We start from the raw sequence: 17,153 nt of genomic DNA on the forward strand, positions 1-17,153 counted from the left end.
GATGACTGACCAAATCAAAAACGACAACGCCCGGTCGAAGGCCGAGCAGCTGCCGCTCGCATTCTCGCACCAGTCCGCTTCCGGAAGGGACGATCTTCTCGTGTCCGACTCGCTCAAGGCTGCCGTCAGCCTTGTGGATGAATGGCCGAACTGGCCTTCGCCCGTGGTGGTGCTGGCCGGGCCTCCTGGTTCGGGAAAATCGCATCTCGCCAATATCTGGAAAAATATCAGCAGCGCGCAGGATATCCACCCGCAAGCAGGCGCAGGCGCCGCGCGACTTGCCGAAACCGGACCGGTTCTGTTTGAGGATGCCGATCGCCGCGGTTTTGACGACACCGAACTTTTCCATGTCATCAACAGCGTGCGCCAGCACGGCACCACGCTTTTGATGACCAGCCGGCAATGGCCGGCCGCATGGCCGGTGACATTGCCGGACCTGCGCTCACGCCTGAAAGCCGTGACTGTGGTGGAGACAGGCGAGCCCGACGAGGGTCTTCTGGCACAGGTTCTGGTGAAACTCTTCGCCGACCGGCAGCTTTATATGGATGACAAACTCATAGGCTACATCGTCAACAGAATGGAGCGTTCACTCGATACGGCGCAGACGATTGTGGACCGTATCGACAGGCTGGCGCTCTCGCGTGGAACGAGGATAACCCGTCCCTTGGCGGCGGAAGTCCTCAACGCGATGGGCGAAGGGACAAGGGGTAGCGGGCTGGAGGTCGATTGACTGTCACAGTTCCGTCGTCAAACTGTTATACGGGCAAGAGGGACGATCGCGGGATGCAGCAGGATCACGGGACGGAAAGTCAGGGGATGGTACAGGACATGGACGCTATTGTGCAGGACGACTTCAACAAGGTTCAGCCGGTCAACGAGGGCGAGAACCTCTGGGACAGCCCCGCGCGCTTCATCAACCGCGAATTCTCCTGGCTCCAGTTCAATCGCCGTGTTCTTGAAGAGACGCTGAACACGGATCATCCGCTGTTGGAGCGGCTACGTTTTCTGTCCATCTCCGCCGCCAACCTCGATGAATTCTTCATGGTCCGCGTCGCCGGCCTCGAAGGCCAGGTGCGCCAGAAGATTACGGTCAAGACACCTGACGGCAAGACACCGGCCGAGCAGCTGGAAGACATTCTGAAGGAAATCGACAATCTTCAGATGGAGCAGCAGGCTTCGCTTGCCGTTCTGCAGCAATATCTCGCCAAGGAAGAAATCTTCATCGTGCGGCCTGCCGCACTTTCCGAAGCGGATCGTACCTGGCTTGGCACCGAGTTCGAGGAACGTATTTTCCCGGTGCTGACGCCGCTGTCCATCGACCCTGCGCACCCGTTTCCCTTCATTCCGAACCTCGGTTTCTCGATGGGCCTGCAGCTCGACAGCGTCAACGGCCGCGAGCCGATGACGGCGCTGTTGCGTCTCCCGACCGCGCTCGACCGCTTCGTTCGTTTGCCGGATGAGAAAAACGCCATCCGCTACATCACGCTTGAAGATGTGGTCGGCCTGTTCATTCACCGTCTTTATCCGGGCTATACCGTCCGGGGATTCGGCACGTTCCGCATCATCCGCGACAGCGATATCGAGGTGGAGGAAGAGGCGGAAGATCTGGTCCGCTTCTTCGAAAGCGCGCTGAAGCGCCGCCGCCGCGGTTCGGTTATCCGCATCGAGACCGACAGCGAAATGCCGCAGTCGCTCCGCCAGTTCGTGGTGCACGAGCTCGGCGTGCCTGATAATCGCGTCGCCGTTCTGCCCGGCTTGCTCGCGCTCAACACCATCTCGGAAATCGTGCGCGCACCGCGCGACGACTTGAAGTTCGAGCCTTACAACGCCCGTTTCCCCGAGCGCGTGCGTGAACATGCCGGCGATTGCCTTGCCGCCATCCGCGAAAAGGACATGGTGGTTCACCACCCCTATGAAAGCTTCGACGTGGTTGTGCAGTTCCTGTTGCAGGCTGCGCGCGACCCCGAGGTGCTCGCCATCAAGCAGACGCTTTACCGCACCTCCAACGACAGCCCGATCGTTCGCGCGCTGATCGACGCGGCGGAAGCCGGCAAATCCGTCACCGCGCTGGTCGAATTGAAGGCGCGTTTCGACGAAGAGGCGAATATCCGCTGGGCGCGCGATCTGGAGCGTGCCGGCGTGCAGGTGGTGTTTGGCTTCATCGAACTCAAGACGCATGCCAAGATGTCGATGGTGGTGCGCCGCGAGGACGGCAAGCTCAGAACCTATTGCCACCTCGGCACCGGCAACTACCATCCGATCACGGCCAAGATCTATACCGACCTGTCCTTCTTCACCTGCAACCCGAAGATCGCCCACGACATGGCGAATATCTTCAACTTCATCACGGGTTACGGCGAACCGGAAGAGGGCATGAAGCTCGCCATTTCGCCCTATACGCTGCGTGCGCGCATCGTGAAGCACATCAACGAAGAGATCGAGCACGCCAATCGCGGTGCGCCGGCGGCGATCTGGATGAAGATGAACTCGCTGGTCGATCCCGAGATTATCGATACGCTTTACCGTGCCAGTGCGGCTGGCGTGGAGATCGATCTTGTCGTGCGCGGCATTTGCTGCCTTCGCCCACAGGTTGCGGGTCTGTCGGACAATATCCGCGTCAAGTCGATTGTGGGCCGCTTCCTCGAGCACAGCCGAATCTTCTGCTTCGGCAATGGTTTCGGCCTGCCTTCCGACAAGGCTCTGGTCTATATCGGCTCCGCCGACATGATGCCGCGCAACCTTGATCGCCGCGTTGAAACGCTGGTGCCGCTCACCAACCCCACCGTGCACGAGCAGGTTCTTTCACAGATTATGCTGGGCAATCTCATTGACAACCAGCAGAGCTACGAGATACTTGCGGACGGAACGTCGAGGCGCATCGAGGTGCGTAAAGGCGAAGAACCGTTCAACGCGCAGCACTATTTCATGACCAATCCCAGCCTTTCCGGACGTGGTGAAGCCCTGAAATCAAGTGCGCCCAAATTGATTGCCGGGTTGATTTCTTCCCGCAAGAAACAGGCTGAATGACTCGATCAGAAGCACAGGGGCGGCTGACCGGCCTTGCCCCCGTTTCCGTCATAGATATTGGTTCGAACTCCGTTCGTCTCGTCGTATATGAAGGTCTTTCCCGCGCGCCCGCCGTGCTGTTCAACGAAAAGGTCCTTTGCGGTCTCGGCAAGGGACTGGCCCTCACGGGCCGGATGCATGAGGAAGGCGTTAGCCGGGCTTTGATGGCACTGCGTCGCTTCCATGCGCTTTCCGAACAGGCGCAGGCGCAGCAACTCTACGTGCTGGCGACAGCGGCAGCGCGTGAAGCGGAAAACGGCCCGGATTTCATCCGTGAAGCCGAAGCCATACTTGGTTGCGAGATCGAGGTACTGTCCGGGGAAAAGGAAGCGCTTTATTCCGCCTACGGCGTGATCAGCGGTTTCCACGACCCGGATGGCATTGCAGGCGACCTGGGCGGCGGTTCGCTGGAACTCATCGACATCAAGGGCAAGAACTGCGGCGAGGGCATCACCCTGCCGCTCGGCGGCCTTCGGTTGTCGGAGCAATCGGATGGCTCGCTGGAGAAGGCGACGACCATTGCCCGCAAGCACGTCAAATCCTTCGCAAAGCTGCTGGCGGCCGGCGAGGGGCGTACCTTTTATGCCGTGGGCGGCACGTGGCGAAACATCGCCAAGCTGCACATGGAGATCACGGGTTATCCGCTGCACATGATGCAGGGATATGAATTGCCGCTGGCGGAAATGCTGAATTTTCTGGAAGAAGTCATCGTCTCCAGGGACAGCAAGGACCCGGCCTGGCAGGCGGTCTCCAAGAACCGCCGTTCGCTTCTGCCGTTCGGCGCCATCGCCATGCGCGAAGTTCTAAAGGCAATGAAGCCGGCAACGATCGCCTTTTCGGCGCAGGGCGTGCGCGAAGGTTATCTTTATTCGCTGCTGACGGAAGCGGAGCGGGATACCGACCCGCTGCTGGTCACAGCCGACGAGCTGGCCATTCTGCGTGCCCGTTCGCCCGAACATGCGCGCGAACTGGCCGACTGGAGCGGCCGCACCTTTCCGGTCTTCGGCATCGAGGAGACGGAAGAGGAAAGCCGTTACCGGCAGGCGGCCTGCCTTCTGGCCGATATCAGCTGGCGCGCACATCCGGACTATCGCGGCCTGCAGGCGCTCAACATCATCGCCCACTCCTCCTTCGTGGCGATCACCCATCCGGGCCGCGCCTATATCGCGCTTGCCAATTATTACCGCTTCGAAGGGCTGAACGACAACGGCACCACACAGCCGCTCGCCGCCATGGCGGGTGACCGCCTGCTGGAACTCGGCAAGTTGCTCGGCGGCCTGCTGCGTGTCGTTTACCTCTTCTCAGCCTCCATGCCTGGTGTCGTCGATCACCTGAAATTCCGCAAATCCGCCAATCCGGATCTGGATCTGGAATTCGTCGTACCACACGCCTATTGCGATTTTGCCGGCGAGCGTCTGGACGGACGCCTGCAGCAACTGGCGAAGCTGACGGGCAAGCGGTTAGCGTTTGTGTTCGAGTAGACCAACCAGGTGGTAGTTGATGATTCAGTCAACTATGGCTTTGGAATTCGTCATCGATAAATGGGGTGAGGCACGAAGAAATGGCAGAATACAGTCATGATATATTTAGTGCGTCACGGTGAAACCGTCTGGAACACGCTCGGTCGCTATCAGGGCATCAAAGATTCACCGTTAACCCCTCACGGCGTCCGGCAAGCGAATACCGTAGCGACTTTGCTGCGTCGCGAGATTTCCGGGAGCGGACAATCGTTCGAATTATGTGTTAGTCCGCTTGGTAGAGCGCAGGAGACCGCTGCGCTTCTACAATCCGTCTTGCAGATAAACAAAAGTGACGATGAACGACTTAAGGAGGTTTCGGCGGGTTCTTGGGATGGCCTGACGACGTTCGAGATCGAAAATGAATTTCCCGGAATGCTTCGCGGATCGACTGCCTATGACTGGTACTTTAAATCACCGGATGGGGAGAGTTTTGATCAAGCGTGCGATCGGGCAACAGCATGGTTAAAGAATATTCATAAGCCAACGGTTGCCGTCTCCCATGGACTTTTCGGAAGAATTTTGCGGGAAGTTTATTCAGGTCTTTCTAAAGAAGAAATGATTGAACTTACGGTTCCGCAGGACGGTTTTTTTGCTTTGGAAGACGGTGCGGTACGCGCTGTCAGCTGTTAGGCGAGCCTCGTAAACTCGAAACATAGTACAACTATTTCAGCTTCCCTGTTTGTAACGGTAGCGACCGTTCAGCAGTGCCCCAGCGCCTTCCTGATACAGGCGCTGAGATAGGCATATTGCAGGGGCGTGGCCCTTGCCATCGCCTCCGTGCGGGTGGCGGGCCTGTCCTCGTAACCGACCGGAATATCGAACTGGGTGAAGGTGAAATCCCAGCGGGTGCCGTTGACGATATTGTAGAAATGGTCGGCGCCGCTAACGACGGTTTGGGCGAGGTCGCCACCGAAAATATCTTGCACCACAAGTGCTGTAACGCCGCCTTGCCCCCTGGCTGGGTTTTCCCTTGACCACAGGCTGCTGGTTTCGAGCGACCAGCTTTTCCTCAGGGCGTAATACAGTCGTTCGGCATTGTCCTGCATGAAGGGTCTTTCCTGTTTCGGAACCGGGTTCCGGGTCAGGTTGGGTCGGTACAGGAACGGAGCGCCGCGCTTCCTTTTTCAGGCCGCAGGGACGCTCCGTTCAGTTGAGATTGCGCCGATGCGCTGATGGTGCCGGAACGAATTCCGGCACCGTTTTCCTTACTTCGCGTCGAGCAGGTCCTTGACTTCCAGCAGGACGAACTCGTTGTCGTCGGCCTTGTCCAGCGCACGGCCAGCCGAGAAGGGCAGGTTGTTGTCGTTGCCGACGATGATATGGGTGGCGTCTACACGGTCGACATTCTCGATGGTCACGAACGGCATGTCGTAGAAACCGTTGCCGCCGCCCTGACGCTTCCTGTTATCAGGATCGGAGATTTTCAGCAGGTCGATATAGCCGATCTTGCGCGCCGCCTTGCCGGCATTGGCGTCGTTGAATTCGATCTTGTAGATGCGCTTGACCTTGGAAGGCACGGCAAAGCAGTTTACGTCCGGCTTCTTCGGGTCGGCGCAGGCCTTGTCGGCGGTGCCGGCGCCATTGTCACGCTCGATGACCAGCGCGGTGCTCTCGTCCAGCATGTTGAAATCGCCGATGGCTTCGCCACCTTGCGCCAGCGGGTAGAGCCAGGTGCGGCCTGTCCATTCCTTCTTGGCGGTATCGAGTTCGATGATGCGAAGGGCGGTTGAGCCGTCTTCGGTCTTTTCGACCTGACCTTCGGCGTTGTAGAGCGGGCCTTCGAGAAGGCCGTAAAGCTTCGAGCCGTCCTTGGACAGTGTCATGCCTTCATAACCACCTGATCGTTTCAGGTTGAAAGCGGGCATTTTCTGCGTCGGGTTGCCGGGCAGTGCCAGGGTCGGATGATCGGGGACTTCACCTCGATATCGCCGACCTTGGTGGCGATGACGTCGGTCAGCTTGCCGTCGCGGGTGAATTTCAGGATATAGGGACCGAACTCCTCGCCCACCCAGAAGCCGTCGGCAACGGGCTGAATGGATTCCACGTCGAAGTCGGCGCCCGTCAGGTAACGTTTGGCCGAACCTTCCATGACGATAGGGAAGGGAGCTTTCTTGTCCGGGTCGGAAAGGAACACGGTCTCCAGCGCGTTGACCTTGCCGGCATCCCAGTCGAATTTGATGTGGTGGAGCATCAGCATGGCGTCGCTGGAGTTGAGCTTCGAGCCGAAACCATTATCGGAAAGGCTCCAGAAGCTGCCGTCCGCCATGGCCTTGATGCCGGAAAAGCCCTGCATGGCCTGGCCGTTGAACGGCATGGAGAGGCCGGTCGGGCGAACGCCATCCTTGCCGGGCACCGTGCCGAGACCCTCAGCGCGCTTGCGGTCGGCCGTCGTGAACTTGGCGGATGTCTTGAGGTATTCCGGCGCATCGGCAGGTGCTGCGATGATGGTGTTGGCGGGCAGAATGGCGTGCGAGACCAGCTTTGCCGGAAACTCCTGCTCTGCATGGGATGCGGTGGCGAGCGCAAGAACGGCGAAAGGTGCGAAAAGAATATGCTTCATGGTGGAGACCCCTCAATACCTGTAGAAGACAGGATTGAGGCGATAGGGGTGCTGCATGACAGGCAGGTGATTGCAGTTTGAAGCTTTGATGAATTTTGATGGCGGGCACCGTTGGAAACGAGGCTACCCGTTTGTTTTCAGGGTTTTTTTCAGGCGGCTGGGGCCTGATATTGGCTGAGCGTACACACGCCGAGCGTCTGCCCGCGTCCCTTGACTGCATGTTCGCCGAGATATTCGCTGCGCACACCTTTGGGTAGCACCAGCTGATGGGCGAGATCGGCGGAAATCAGCACGGGATGGCCGAGCATCTTGCTCAGTGATTCGAGTCGCGAAGTGGTGTTCACCGTGTCGCCGAAATAGGTGATCTTGTGGTGATCGACGCCGATTTCGGCGGTAATGACCGGTCCGCCATGAATCGCAAAGCGAAGGCGCGGCACTTCGCCGAAACGGGCGAGCCACATGTCGCGCTTGTTCTCGATGGTCGCCTGGATATCGAAAACACAGCGCACGCAGGCTGCCCGCCTTATCGCCATGTGATAGGGCCAGGTGATGATGGCCGCGTCGCCGATATAGTCGTCAATGACGCCGCCATGTCTTCTGACGGGGGCTGCGTAGCTCGCAAAGATTTCGCCCAGAAACTCCTGCGCCTTTAGGTCGCCATGGGTTTCGGCGAACGAAGTGGAGCCGACGAGGTCGATAAAGATGAAGACGCGGTCTTCGCTGACTGGACGGCGATAGCGCCCGAGAATGAGATCGATGAAGATGTCACGGCCCAGCAGTTCGCGCACGCGCATGATGAAAACGATGATGCCGCAGACGATGAGGGTGAAGATCAGTGTCTGCACCTCGGCATGCACCGCCCGTTTCCAGGTGCCGGGAAATATGCCGCTAACCCACAGAATGGTACCGCCAAGCCCGAAGCCACAGAAGACGAGGACGGCGTAGATGATGAGGCCGACGGCAATGTAGGCCGGTGTCGGCAATGCGCTGACTTGCCGCGACAGGCCGGGCAGCACGTAACCACGCTCGAAGGCGAGGATGGGCGCGCAGGCGAACAGCGCATAGGTGGCGCCAATGAGCGCGCCGCCGCCATATTCCAGAAACGCGTAGGCCACACCGCTGCCGGCCACGGCAACGAAGAGCACCACGTAATCCAGAATGGGCAGCAATTTTCTCATGTCGGTTCTTGATCTCGGGGAAGGGAAGCGTCGTGCCCCCGTCAGGCGAAGCTTCTGTTCAGGTCATATGCGACATTAATGTGGAAAATGCGCTGCAAAAAGTGACCATTCGGTAAGGTCACATGAAGGATTGGAAAGGCTGTTGCCCCGTTGCCGCAAAACGGCTGTGCACCCGGCTCTACTACTTAATAGGATGTTCTGTAATAGACCGTTTCAAGCGGGGATTGCGGACGGTCGTCCGGCGAGCGGTTCGACCATGTGACGGGGAAAGCGGCAAAACGCAGCCGGTTGCCGTCTATCCATGCCCGGTCGAACAGGGTTTCTCCCTTGCCGGCAAAGGTGATCGCCGCGCAGGTCCGGCCATCGACATCGAAGGGAATATTCTCTTTCCAGCCAGTCAACCCGCAGCCGGTACCCTTCGGGTCGCCATTATAATGCTCGACAACCGCGGGGTCGTTGGGTGTCATGGCGATCGAGGTGACGGTATGGGCAAAGAGCAGGCTGTCGTTGTCCTTCAGGCCACCATCCAGCGTGCCTTCGTAACGCACCTGCACCGTGGGCTGCTGGCAGCTGCTGCGGGCGTAAATCTGTGAGACGGCATGCATGCGGCCACCGCGTATGGTGATGCGCGTGACGATGCCGTGACGGTCGTTCTTGCCGATCTTAAGGCAATCGGTCGTCCATTCGCCCTGAAGATCGACCTTGCCGTCATCGGCGCGCGCTGACGTGGGTGAAAGAGTAGGGAGAATACCTGCGGCCGCGATAGATGCGGCCAACAGCAGAGCACGGGCAGGTTTCATGGAAATACCCTCAAAGCGAGACCATCTGCAAAGAGATGGACCGCGATGCGGGCGAAATTTGGGTTGGCGCATGTCCGGTAAAAGCAGAAGCGCTTTCGCGTCCGGACAACGCGCAAAACTGCGCGAGGCGAGGGCGATCAGGCCTCGCTCACCGCCACCTCAACTGCCTCGACCTTCTTGCCGGCGAAACGCAATGCCACTTCGCCATTGATGAGCTTCAGCGCCACGTCGCCAAACAGTTCGCGCCGCCAGCCGGTCAGCGCTGCCACGGTGGCAGCCTCGCCCTCGGAAGCGATCTTGTCCAGATCTTCGCTGTTGGCGATGACCTTTGCTGCGACGCCATGCTTGTCCGCCGTCAGCTTCAGGAGAACTTTCAACAGCTCCACGGCAGCGCCGGAGCCTTCCGGTGCGTGGCTGTGACGCGGCGCCTTCGGCATTTCCTCTTTCGGAAGTGCCAGCGCCGCATTCACGGTCTCGACGATGGCCGTGCCGGAGGAGGAGCGCTCCCAGCCCTTCGGGATGGTGCGAAGCCGCGACAGCGCCTCGGTGTCCTTCGGCTGCTGCTGTGCGATTTCGAAGATCGCATCGTCCTTCAGCACGCGTGAGCGCGGCACGTTGCGCGACCGCGCCTCACGTTCACGCCACGCGGCGACAAATTTGAGGATGGCGAGTTCCGTCGGCTTGCGCAGGCGCGATTTCAACCGCAGCCAGGCATCGTCGGGATGCATGTCATAGGTTTCGCGCGATTCCAGAATGTCCATCTCTTCGGTCAGCCAAAGCGAGCGGCCTTCACGCTCGAGCTGCGCCTTGAGCGCCAGATAGACATCGCGCAGATGGGTGACGTCGGCCAGCGCATAATCCAGCTGCTTTTCCGTCAGCGGGCGGCGGCTCCAGTCCGTGAAACGTGAGGATTTGTCGATCTGCACATTCTTGATCCTCTGGACCAGCTGGTCGTAAGAGATCGAATCGCCGAAACCGCACACCATGGCCGCGACCTGCGTATCGAAGATCGGGTGCGGAATAAGCCCGCCAAGATGATAGATGATTTCGATATCCTGACGCGCCGCATGGAAAACCTTCACGACATCAGGATTGGCCATGAGTTCGAACAGCGGCGTAAGGTCGAGACCCTTGGCGAGCGGGTCGACCAGTACCTCAAGGGTAGGGCTCGCCATCTGTACGAGACAAAGCTCGGGCCAGAAGGTCGTCTCACGCAGAAACTCGGTGTCGATGGTAATGAATTCCGATTTCGCCAGTTCCGTGCAGGCTTCGGCGAGGGCGGCAGTCGTTTCAATCATTGCAAATGGCCACTCGTGAAAATTATCCGTCTTACTTTCCCTTTGCCGGGCGCATGTCAATACAAAGCCCGCTTTTGAAGGCTCAAGGATCGTTTTTCTCAGGTTGTTTTGGCGTCGGCCCGTCGTTTTTGGGCGGTGAAGGGGCCGCCAGCTTCTGAAAATAGGCCGAGGTGCGCAAAAGCGGGCGGAACCGCCAGTTCCGCTCCTCAACGGGTACTCCCTCGCGCACCCGCAGCCGGTATATGGTGTAGGCGATGAAAACGATCTGGATCGCGGCCGTATAGCTGAACAGCGCTTTGGGACCGAACTGGTCGATCAGGACGGAGGCGAGCAGCGGCCCGACGGTTGCACCCACCGACCAGAAGAACAGCAGCCCGGCAGACACCATCGCATGTTCGCCCTCTTTCGCATGGTCGTTGCCATGGGCGGAACTCAGTGAATAGAGCGGCAGAGCAAAGGCGCCGAACACGAAGACGCCGATGATGTTGCTCCATTCGTCCGAGCCGGCGAACAGGGCGAGAAACAGACCGACAATCACGGAGCACGCCGTGGTGGCGAGAATGATGATGCGGCGGTCGTAACGGTCGGAATAGACGCCGAGCGGATATTGCAAGACCACGCCGCCGATGATGCCCGCACTCATGAAGGTGGCGATGGCGGTGACGGAAAGGCCGATCTGTTCGGCATAGATTGGCCCGATATTGCGAAACGCCGCCATGCTGAGGCCGACAGCGACGCAGCCGACGACGGCAAGCGGTGAGATGCGCCACACCGCGAAAAGATTGAACGGGATCTGTTTCGGCGGCGCGGGGTTGGATTTGTCGGCAATCGAGATCGGCACCAGCGACAGCGTGAGCGCCATGGCGATCAGCGAAAACACGACGGGCCCGTCAATGCCGGCGACGGGAATGATATATTGGGCGAGCGTTACGGAACCGAGATCGACGAAACGATAGATGGACAGCGTGCGCGCACGGTTGGAATTCGTCACCTGCGCATTGATCCAGCTTTCGATCGCGGCGAAAAGACAGGCGACCGCAATACCGATGACGAAGCGCATCAACATCCAGAACAAGGGATGAAGGACAAGCGGCATGGCGATCGAGGCGGCCGATGCGACCGCAGCCATGGTGGCGAAGGTTCTGATATGGCCAATCTTGCGCAGAAGGCGCGTCACCGAAATGCAGCCGAGCGCGAATCCGATGCTGTAGGCGGCGCTGATGAGGCCGATGGTGCTGGCCGAAAACCCTTCGGACAGGCCCCGCAGCGCGATATAGGTTCCCTGGAGACCGTTGCCGCCAATCAGAATGCCGGCGGTAACGAGAAGCGGGATAAGAGGTCTGATCTGGCTCATTGCGGGCCGACTCGGTTTGGCGGGCTGAATAAGCACTATCTAAAGCGAAGGTGCGCGAAAGGACAGGCTGAACGCGACATTGTTGTGCTTTGCCTTGACAAATCGGGCTGGTCATGCGCTTTTCCGGCAAATTTCGACAGTGCCGCCCATCTGGCCCACGACACGCTCCAGGATAAAAAAATGCATCGTTACCGCAGCCACACCTGTGCCGCTCTCCGCAAGTCCGACGTCGGCGAAACCGTTCGCCTTTCCGGTTGGGTTCATCGCGTGCGAGATCATGGCGGCGTTCTCTTCATTGACCTTCGCGACCACTACGGCATCACCCAGGTCGTGGCCGATCCGGACAGCCCGGCCTTCAAGGTTGCCGAGACGGTGCGCGGCGAATGGGTGATCCGCATCGACGGTCTCGTCAAGGCGCGTTCCGAAGACACCATCAACAAGGGCATGGCCACCGGCGAGATCGAGCTTTATGCGCAGGAGATCGAGGTTCTGGGCGTTGCCAAGGAACTGCCGCTGCCGGTCTTCGGTGAGCCTGAATATCCCGAAGATGTACGCCTGAAGTATCGCTTCCTCGACCTGCGCCGCGAAACCCTGCACAAGAACATCGTCAAGCGCACGCAGATCATCTCCTCCATGCGCAAGGGTATGGGCGATCTGGGCTTTGCCGAATATACGACGCCGATCCTCACCGCATCCTCGCCGGAAGGCGCGCGCGACTTCCTCGTTCCCTCACGCATCCACGAAGGCCAGTTCTTCGCGCTGCCGCAGGCCCCGCAGCAGTACAAGCAGCTTCTGATGGTGGCCGGTTTCGACCGCTACTTCCAGATCGCTCCATGCTTCCGCGATGAAGACCCGCGTGCAGACCGTCTGCCGGGCGAATTCTACCAGCTCGACGTCGAAATGAGCTTCGTGACCCAGGAAGATGTCTGGACCACGATGGAGCCGATGATGACGGCCGTTTTCGAACAGTTTGCCGAAGGCAAGCCGGTGACGAAAGAATGGCCGCGTATTCCCTATGACGAATCGATCCGTAAATACGGCTCCGACAAGCCGGACCTGCGCAATCCCATCGTCATGGAAGCCGTGACCGAACATTTCGATGGCTCGGGCTTCAAGGTTTTCGCCAATATGATCGCCTCCAACCCCAAGGTTCAGGTCTGGGCTATCCCGGCCAAGACCGGCGGTTCGCGTGCATTCTGCGATCGCATGAACGCCTGGGCGCAGAGCCAGGGCCAGCCGGGCCTCGGGTACATCTTCTGGAAGGAAGAAGAAGGCAAGGTTGCCGGCTCCGGTCCGCTTGCCAAGAACATCGGCGAGGAACGCACCGAGGCGCTGCGCCAGCAGCTTGGCCTTGAGGCGGGCGACGCCTGCTTCTTCGTCGCGGGCGATCCCGCAAAGTTCTACAAGTTTGCCGGCGAGGCGCGCACCCGTGCCGCCGACGAGCTGAACCTGATCGATCGCGACCGTTTCGAAATGTGCTGGATCGTCGATTTCCCCTTCTTCGAATACAACGACGAAGAAAAGAAGATCGACTTCGCCCACAACCCATTCTCCATGCCGCAGGGTGGCATGGAAGCGCTGGAAGGGCAGGATCCGCTCTCCATCAAGGCCTTCCAGTATGACGCGGTCTGCAACGGCTTCGAAATCGCCTCCGGCTCGATTCGTAACCAGTCGCCTGAACTGATGGTCAAGGCTTTCGAAAAGGTCGGCCTGTCGCAGAGCGACGTGGAAGAGCGCTTCGGCGGTCTCTACCGCGCCTTCCAGTATGGCGCGCCTCCGCATGGCGGTTGCGCTTTCGGTATCGACCGTGTGGTCATGCTTCTGGTCGGTGCGAAGAACTTGCGCGAAATCACGCTGTTCCCGATGAACCAGCAGGCGCAGGACCTGCTGATGAACGCGCCGTCGCCGGCAACGCCGACCCAGCTTCGCGAGCTGGCGCTGCGCGTGGTTCCGTCCAAGAAGGACTGATCTCAACCGCCACGGGTTTTGAACAAAAGGGCTGGCGGCGACGCCGGCCCTTTCTGTTTCTGCAACGAACGTGGGAAAGTCACAATTTTACCGCGAGTTTAACGGAATTCCGAACGTAATCAGCCGGAATCCGATCCCAGTATAGTTTTGCGCTCATTTTGGGGACGCAAAGACTATCAGGGATTTTAAACTTGGGACAGCGCCGGCCGAACTTCGCTTGGGGTTGCGGCGCGATCATATTTATAAGGATTTCAGAATGGCACATGAATCGGAAAAAGACCTCGCCCCGGCCGGTGGGCAGATGCTGCCAGCCCCGCCTCGCAACGGCTTCGCCGTCAGCCTGCGCTCACCGGGCGCCAAGTTTCTGATGATCGGTTTCATATCGATGGTTCTGCTCGTACCGCTGCTTCTCGTCTGGGCGCTGACGGAAGAGCGCGCCTCGCGGGCCGAGGATGTTTCGGGCCGTATCGCCAGCGGCTGGGGTGGCGATCAGGTGGTGAACGGCCCTTATCTCGCCGTGCCTTTCGACGTGGAAAGACGCCGCGAGGTGAACGGCCAGAGCATCGTCGATCGCACGACCGAATGGGCGCTGGTCATGCCGGAAACGCTTGATGTCACGGCCGATCTGAAGACCGAGGAGAAGCGGCTGTCGATCTACAGCCTGCCGGTCTATAATGGCGACCTTGTCCTCAAAGGCCGGTTCGGTGCCGGTATCCTTCAGGATCTCGCCCGCTTCTCCGGCACGCCCCGCCTCGACAGCGCCATTCTCGTTCTCAGCATACAGGATATGACCGGCATTCGCTCGAGCGCCGGTGTCAGGATCGATGGCGGTTCCGTATTGCCGTTCGATCCCGGCATGCGTGATATCTCTGTCATAGCGCCCCGCACGGGTGCGCAGGACATGTCCATCAGGTCCGATGCCGGCGTGCACAGATCGATCGAAAGAGGCCTTGTCGAGAAAGGCTTCGATTTCGATATAGCCTTCTCCCTGAATGGTTCCGGCAGCTTTGCCGTCGCGCCCGCCGGCCAGACCACCAGTTTGGCGGCCAAGGCCAACTGGCCGCATCCCGGCTTTGAAGGCCTGTTCCTGCCGGAGGAAAAGACCGTCACAGCCTCGGATTTCACGGCCAACTGGACAATCCCCTATCTCGCAAGGGGCATAGACCGCGTGGTCGAGAGTTCGCGCCTGCCGCTGACCGACAGCCTGATGAGGATCAACCTCGTCGAGCCCGTGAAATTCTACCAGATCATCGCCCGGACACTCAAATATTCGATAGGCTTCATCTCTCTGGTGTTCCTGGCCGTCTTCATCGTCGAACTGAGGGGCGGCAGCAGCGTGCACTGGATCCAGTACGTGCTGACGGGGCTGGCGCTGATCGTTTTCTACGTGCTGCTGCTCGCACTTGCGGAACATACGGGCTTCACCATCGCCTATGCTGCGGCGTCGCTTCTGACAGCGCTCCTGATCTCCTCCTATCTCGGAAGCGCAACCGATAGCCGTCAGAACGGGATAGCCCTGTTCACGGTTCTGGCGGTGGCTTATGGGGTCATGTATCTGGTTCTGAATGAGGATGAATATGCGCTGCTGGCCGGCGCGTTGATATCTTTCATCGCCATTGCTGCCACCATGTTCGCAACCCGCAGGGTCGACTGGTCGGGAACCGGCCCAACCCAGCACAACACCAATATTGGTCGGCACGAAGCCTCTTGAGGCGTCATCGCCGGCATCGAAAAGCGGGCAGGCAACTTGCTGCCCGCTTTTTTGCCGTCTATAGGTGGACCACTCACCACGGACCCGGTGAAATTCCGGGTGGCTCTTCTGGCCGCCGATCCGCCAGACAACGCAAAGCACCGACATTCTTTTTCAATCTACCGGACATGTTTCCGGCCGGTGCGTCATATTTTGCGAAAAAATCAAATGAACAGATTTCAGACTTACAGACGTGAGTGGTTTTCCAATATTCGCGGCGATGTGCTTTCCGGCATCGTCGTCGCACTCGCGCTCATTCCCGAAGCGATCGGCTTTTCCGTCATCGCCGGCGTCGATCCCAAGGTGGGGTTGTTCGCCTCTTTCGCCATTGCCTGCGTCTGCGCCTTCACCGGTGGCCGTCCGGGCATGATTTCCGCGGCAACCGCCGCCACAGCCGTCCTGATGGTGACGCTGGTGAAGGAACACGGCCTGCAATATCTCTTTGCGGCGACCATCCTCATGGGCGTGCTGCAGATCGCTGCGGGCTTTGCAAGGCTCGGACGGGTGATGCGCTTCGTCTCGCGCTCGGTCATGACCGGCTTCGTCAATGCGCTGGCGATCCTGATCTTCATGGCGCAATTGCCCGAGCTGGTAGGCGTGCCTGTCGCAACCTACGTCATGATCGCGGCTGGTCTTGCGATCATCTATCTCTTTCCTCTGGTCACGAAAATCATCCCGTCGCCGCTGGTCGCCATCGTCCTTTTGACCTGCGTGGCGGTGTTTTTCGGCATGGATATCCGCACCGTCGGCAATCTCGGTGAGCTGCCCTCGACGCTGCCGGTCTTCGCCCTGCCGCAGGTGCCGCTGACTTTCGAAACGCTTCAGATCATCTTTCCCTATTCCGCAGCGCTGGCCGCCGTCGGTCTCCTGGAATCCCTGCTGACGGCACAGATCGTCGATGACATGACGGATACCGGCAGCAACAAGAGCCGGGAATGCATCGGGCAGGGGACAGGCAACATCGCTTCCGCGCTGATCGGCGGCATGGGCGGCTGCGCCATGATCGGCCAGTCCGTCATCAACGTCAGATCCGGCGGCAGGGGCAGGCTCTCCACCTTTGTGGCGGGCGCCTTCCTGCTGTTCCTCATTCTGGTGCTGGACGATCTTGTCCGAATCATTCCAATGGCCGCTCTTGTGGCTGTCATGATCATGGTTTCGATCGGCACCTTCTCGTGGCGTTCGATTCTCGATCTTAGCCGCAATCCACCGTCTTCCAGCATCGTCATGCTGGTAACGGTCGGGACCGTGCTGGCGACCCATGATCTCGCAAAAGGCGTGCTCGCAGGTGTGCTTTTCTCCGGCGTGTTTTTCGCGGGGAAGGTTTCAAAACTCTTCCACGTTCGTCCAGAGCTTGCAGCCGATGGTCGGCACCGCATCTACCGCGTCGATGGGCAGATTTTCTTCGCCTCGACGGAAAGCTTCATTGCCGCCTTCGATTTTGCCGAAGACGTGGAAACGGTCACCATCGACGTCACACAGGCGCATCTGTGGGATATTTCGGCTGTCGGTGCGCTGGACAAGGTGGTGCTGAAATTCCGCAAGACCGGCAAGACGGTCGAGGTGATCGGCGTCAACGAAGCGAGCGCTCATATGATCGACCGTTTCGCCCTGCACGACAAGCAGGATGGAGCGACAGCCCCACTCCACTGACCAGAAGTA

The 17,153-nt window shown here is 59.3% G+C and carries 12 protein-coding genes, 1 pseudogene and 1 other annotated feature; of the genes and pseudogenes, 7 read left to right on the forward strand and 6 right to left on the reverse strand.

What is annotated here, in order from left to right; genetic code table 11:
- Position 1: 1 nt before the first annotated feature.
- From hdaA to CRP02_RS16825, 4 genes are all read left to right on the forward strand, one after another.
- Entirely contained in the window at positions 2 to 730 is a 729-nt protein-coding gene (hdaA, locus tag CRP02_RS16810; protein WP_097171780.1) for a DnaA regulatory inactivator HdaA, read from the forward strand.
- Positions 727 to 3,027: an RNA degradosome polyphosphate kinase gene (locus CRP02_RS16815; RefSeq protein WP_414896236.1), complete on the forward strand. Its 2,301-nt coding sequence runs from the start codon at positions 727 to 729 to the stop codon at positions 3,025 to 3,027. Before hdaA ends, CRP02_RS16815 begins: the two co-directional genes overlap by 4 nt.
- Complete coding sequence (gene ppx / locus CRP02_RS16820; RefSeq protein WP_097102174.1) at positions 3,024 to 4,547, forward strand: exopolyphosphatase; 1,524 nt, start codon at positions 3,024 to 3,026, stop codon at positions 4,545 to 4,547. The genes CRP02_RS16815 and ppx overlap by 4 nt, the downstream gene beginning before the upstream one ends.
- A 96-nt stretch (positions 4,548 to 4,643) precedes the next feature.
- On the forward strand, positions 4,644 to 5,216 hold the full coding sequence (locus tag CRP02_RS16825) for a histidine phosphatase family protein (RefSeq protein ID WP_097171781.1): 573 nt from the start codon (positions 4,644 to 4,646) through the stop codon (positions 5,214 to 5,216).
- Positions 5,217 to 5,284: 68 nt separating this feature from the next.
- On the opposite strand, the gene CRP02_RS16830 is transcribed toward CRP02_RS16825, so the two are convergent.
- The 6 genes and pseudogenes from CRP02_RS16830 to CRP02_RS16855 all read right to left on the reverse strand — a co-directional run bounded on the left by CRP02_RS16830 (position 5,285) and on the right by CRP02_RS16855 (position 11,776).
- Positions 5,285 to 5,632 carry a hypothetical protein gene (locus CRP02_RS16830; RefSeq protein ID WP_097102180.1) on the reverse strand — a complete coding sequence of 116 codons (348 nt, stop codon included), beginning with the start codon at positions 5,630 to 5,632 and terminating at the stop codon, positions 5,285 to 5,287.
- Between the two features lie 159 nt (positions 5,633 to 5,791).
- A pseudogene (locus CRP02_RS16835) lies at positions 5,792 to 7,146 on the reverse strand (esterase-like activity of phytase family protein).
- Positions 7,147 to 7,295: 149 nt separating this feature from the next.
- The gene (locus tag CRP02_RS16840) at positions 7,296 to 8,324 is read right to left on the reverse strand and encodes an adenylate/guanylate cyclase domain-containing protein (RefSeq protein ID WP_097171782.1); all 1,029 of its coding nucleotides are present in this window, start codon (positions 8,322 to 8,324) and stop codon (positions 7,296 to 7,298) included.
- 185 nt (positions 8,325 to 8,509) lie between these two features.
- The gene (locus tag CRP02_RS16845; protein WP_179784052.1) at positions 8,510 to 9,124 is read right to left on the reverse strand and encodes a hypothetical protein; all 615 of its coding nucleotides are present in this window, start codon (positions 9,122 to 9,124) and stop codon (positions 8,510 to 8,512) included.
- Between the two features lie 137 nt (positions 9,125 to 9,261).
- Positions 9,262 to 10,422 carry a ribonuclease D gene (gene rnd, locus CRP02_RS16850; RefSeq protein ID WP_097171783.1) on the reverse strand — a complete coding sequence of 387 codons (1,161 nt, stop codon included), beginning with the start codon at positions 10,420 to 10,422 and terminating at the stop codon, positions 9,262 to 9,264.
- 82 nt (positions 10,423 to 10,504) lie between these two features.
- Positions 10,505 to 11,776, reverse strand: coding sequence for an MFS transporter (locus CRP02_RS16855; RefSeq protein ID WP_097102188.1), 1,272 nt, complete (start codon positions 11,774 to 11,776; stop codon positions 10,505 to 10,507).
- A 180-nt stretch (positions 11,777 to 11,956) separates the two neighbouring features.
- On the opposite strand from CRP02_RS16855, the gene aspS reads away from it, so the two are divergent.
- From aspS to CRP02_RS16870, 3 genes are all read left to right on the forward strand, one after another.
- On the forward strand, positions 11,957 to 13,744 hold the full coding sequence (gene aspS, locus CRP02_RS16860) for an aspartate--tRNA ligase (protein ID WP_003512477.1): 1,788 nt from the start codon (positions 11,957 to 11,959) through the stop codon (positions 13,742 to 13,744).
- A 256-nt stretch (positions 13,745 to 14,000) separates the two neighbouring features.
- Positions 14,001 to 15,455, forward strand: coding sequence for a cell envelope integrity protein CreD (gene creD, locus CRP02_RS16865; protein ID WP_179784053.1), 1,455 nt, complete (start codon positions 14,001 to 14,003; stop codon positions 15,453 to 15,455).
- 77 nt (positions 15,456 to 15,532) lie between these two features.
- Positions 15,533 to 15,588: a sequence feature (sul1 is cis-regulatory element that is thought to sense ions involved in sulfur or methionine metabolism; They are found in Alphaproteobacteria), on the forward strand.
- 74 nt (positions 15,589 to 15,662) lie between these two features.
- Positions 15,663 to 17,144, forward strand: a complete 1,482-nt coding sequence (locus CRP02_RS16870) for a SulP family inorganic anion transporter (RefSeq protein WP_097171784.1) — start codon at positions 15,663 to 15,665, stop codon at positions 17,142 to 17,144.
- Positions 17,145 to 17,153: the final 9 nt, after the last annotated feature.

The sequence above is a fragment of the Rhizobium sp. AN5 genome, from assembly GCF_900215255.1.
Lineage (GTDB): Bacteria > Pseudomonadota > Alphaproteobacteria > Rhizobiales > Rhizobiaceae > Agrobacterium > Agrobacterium tumefaciens.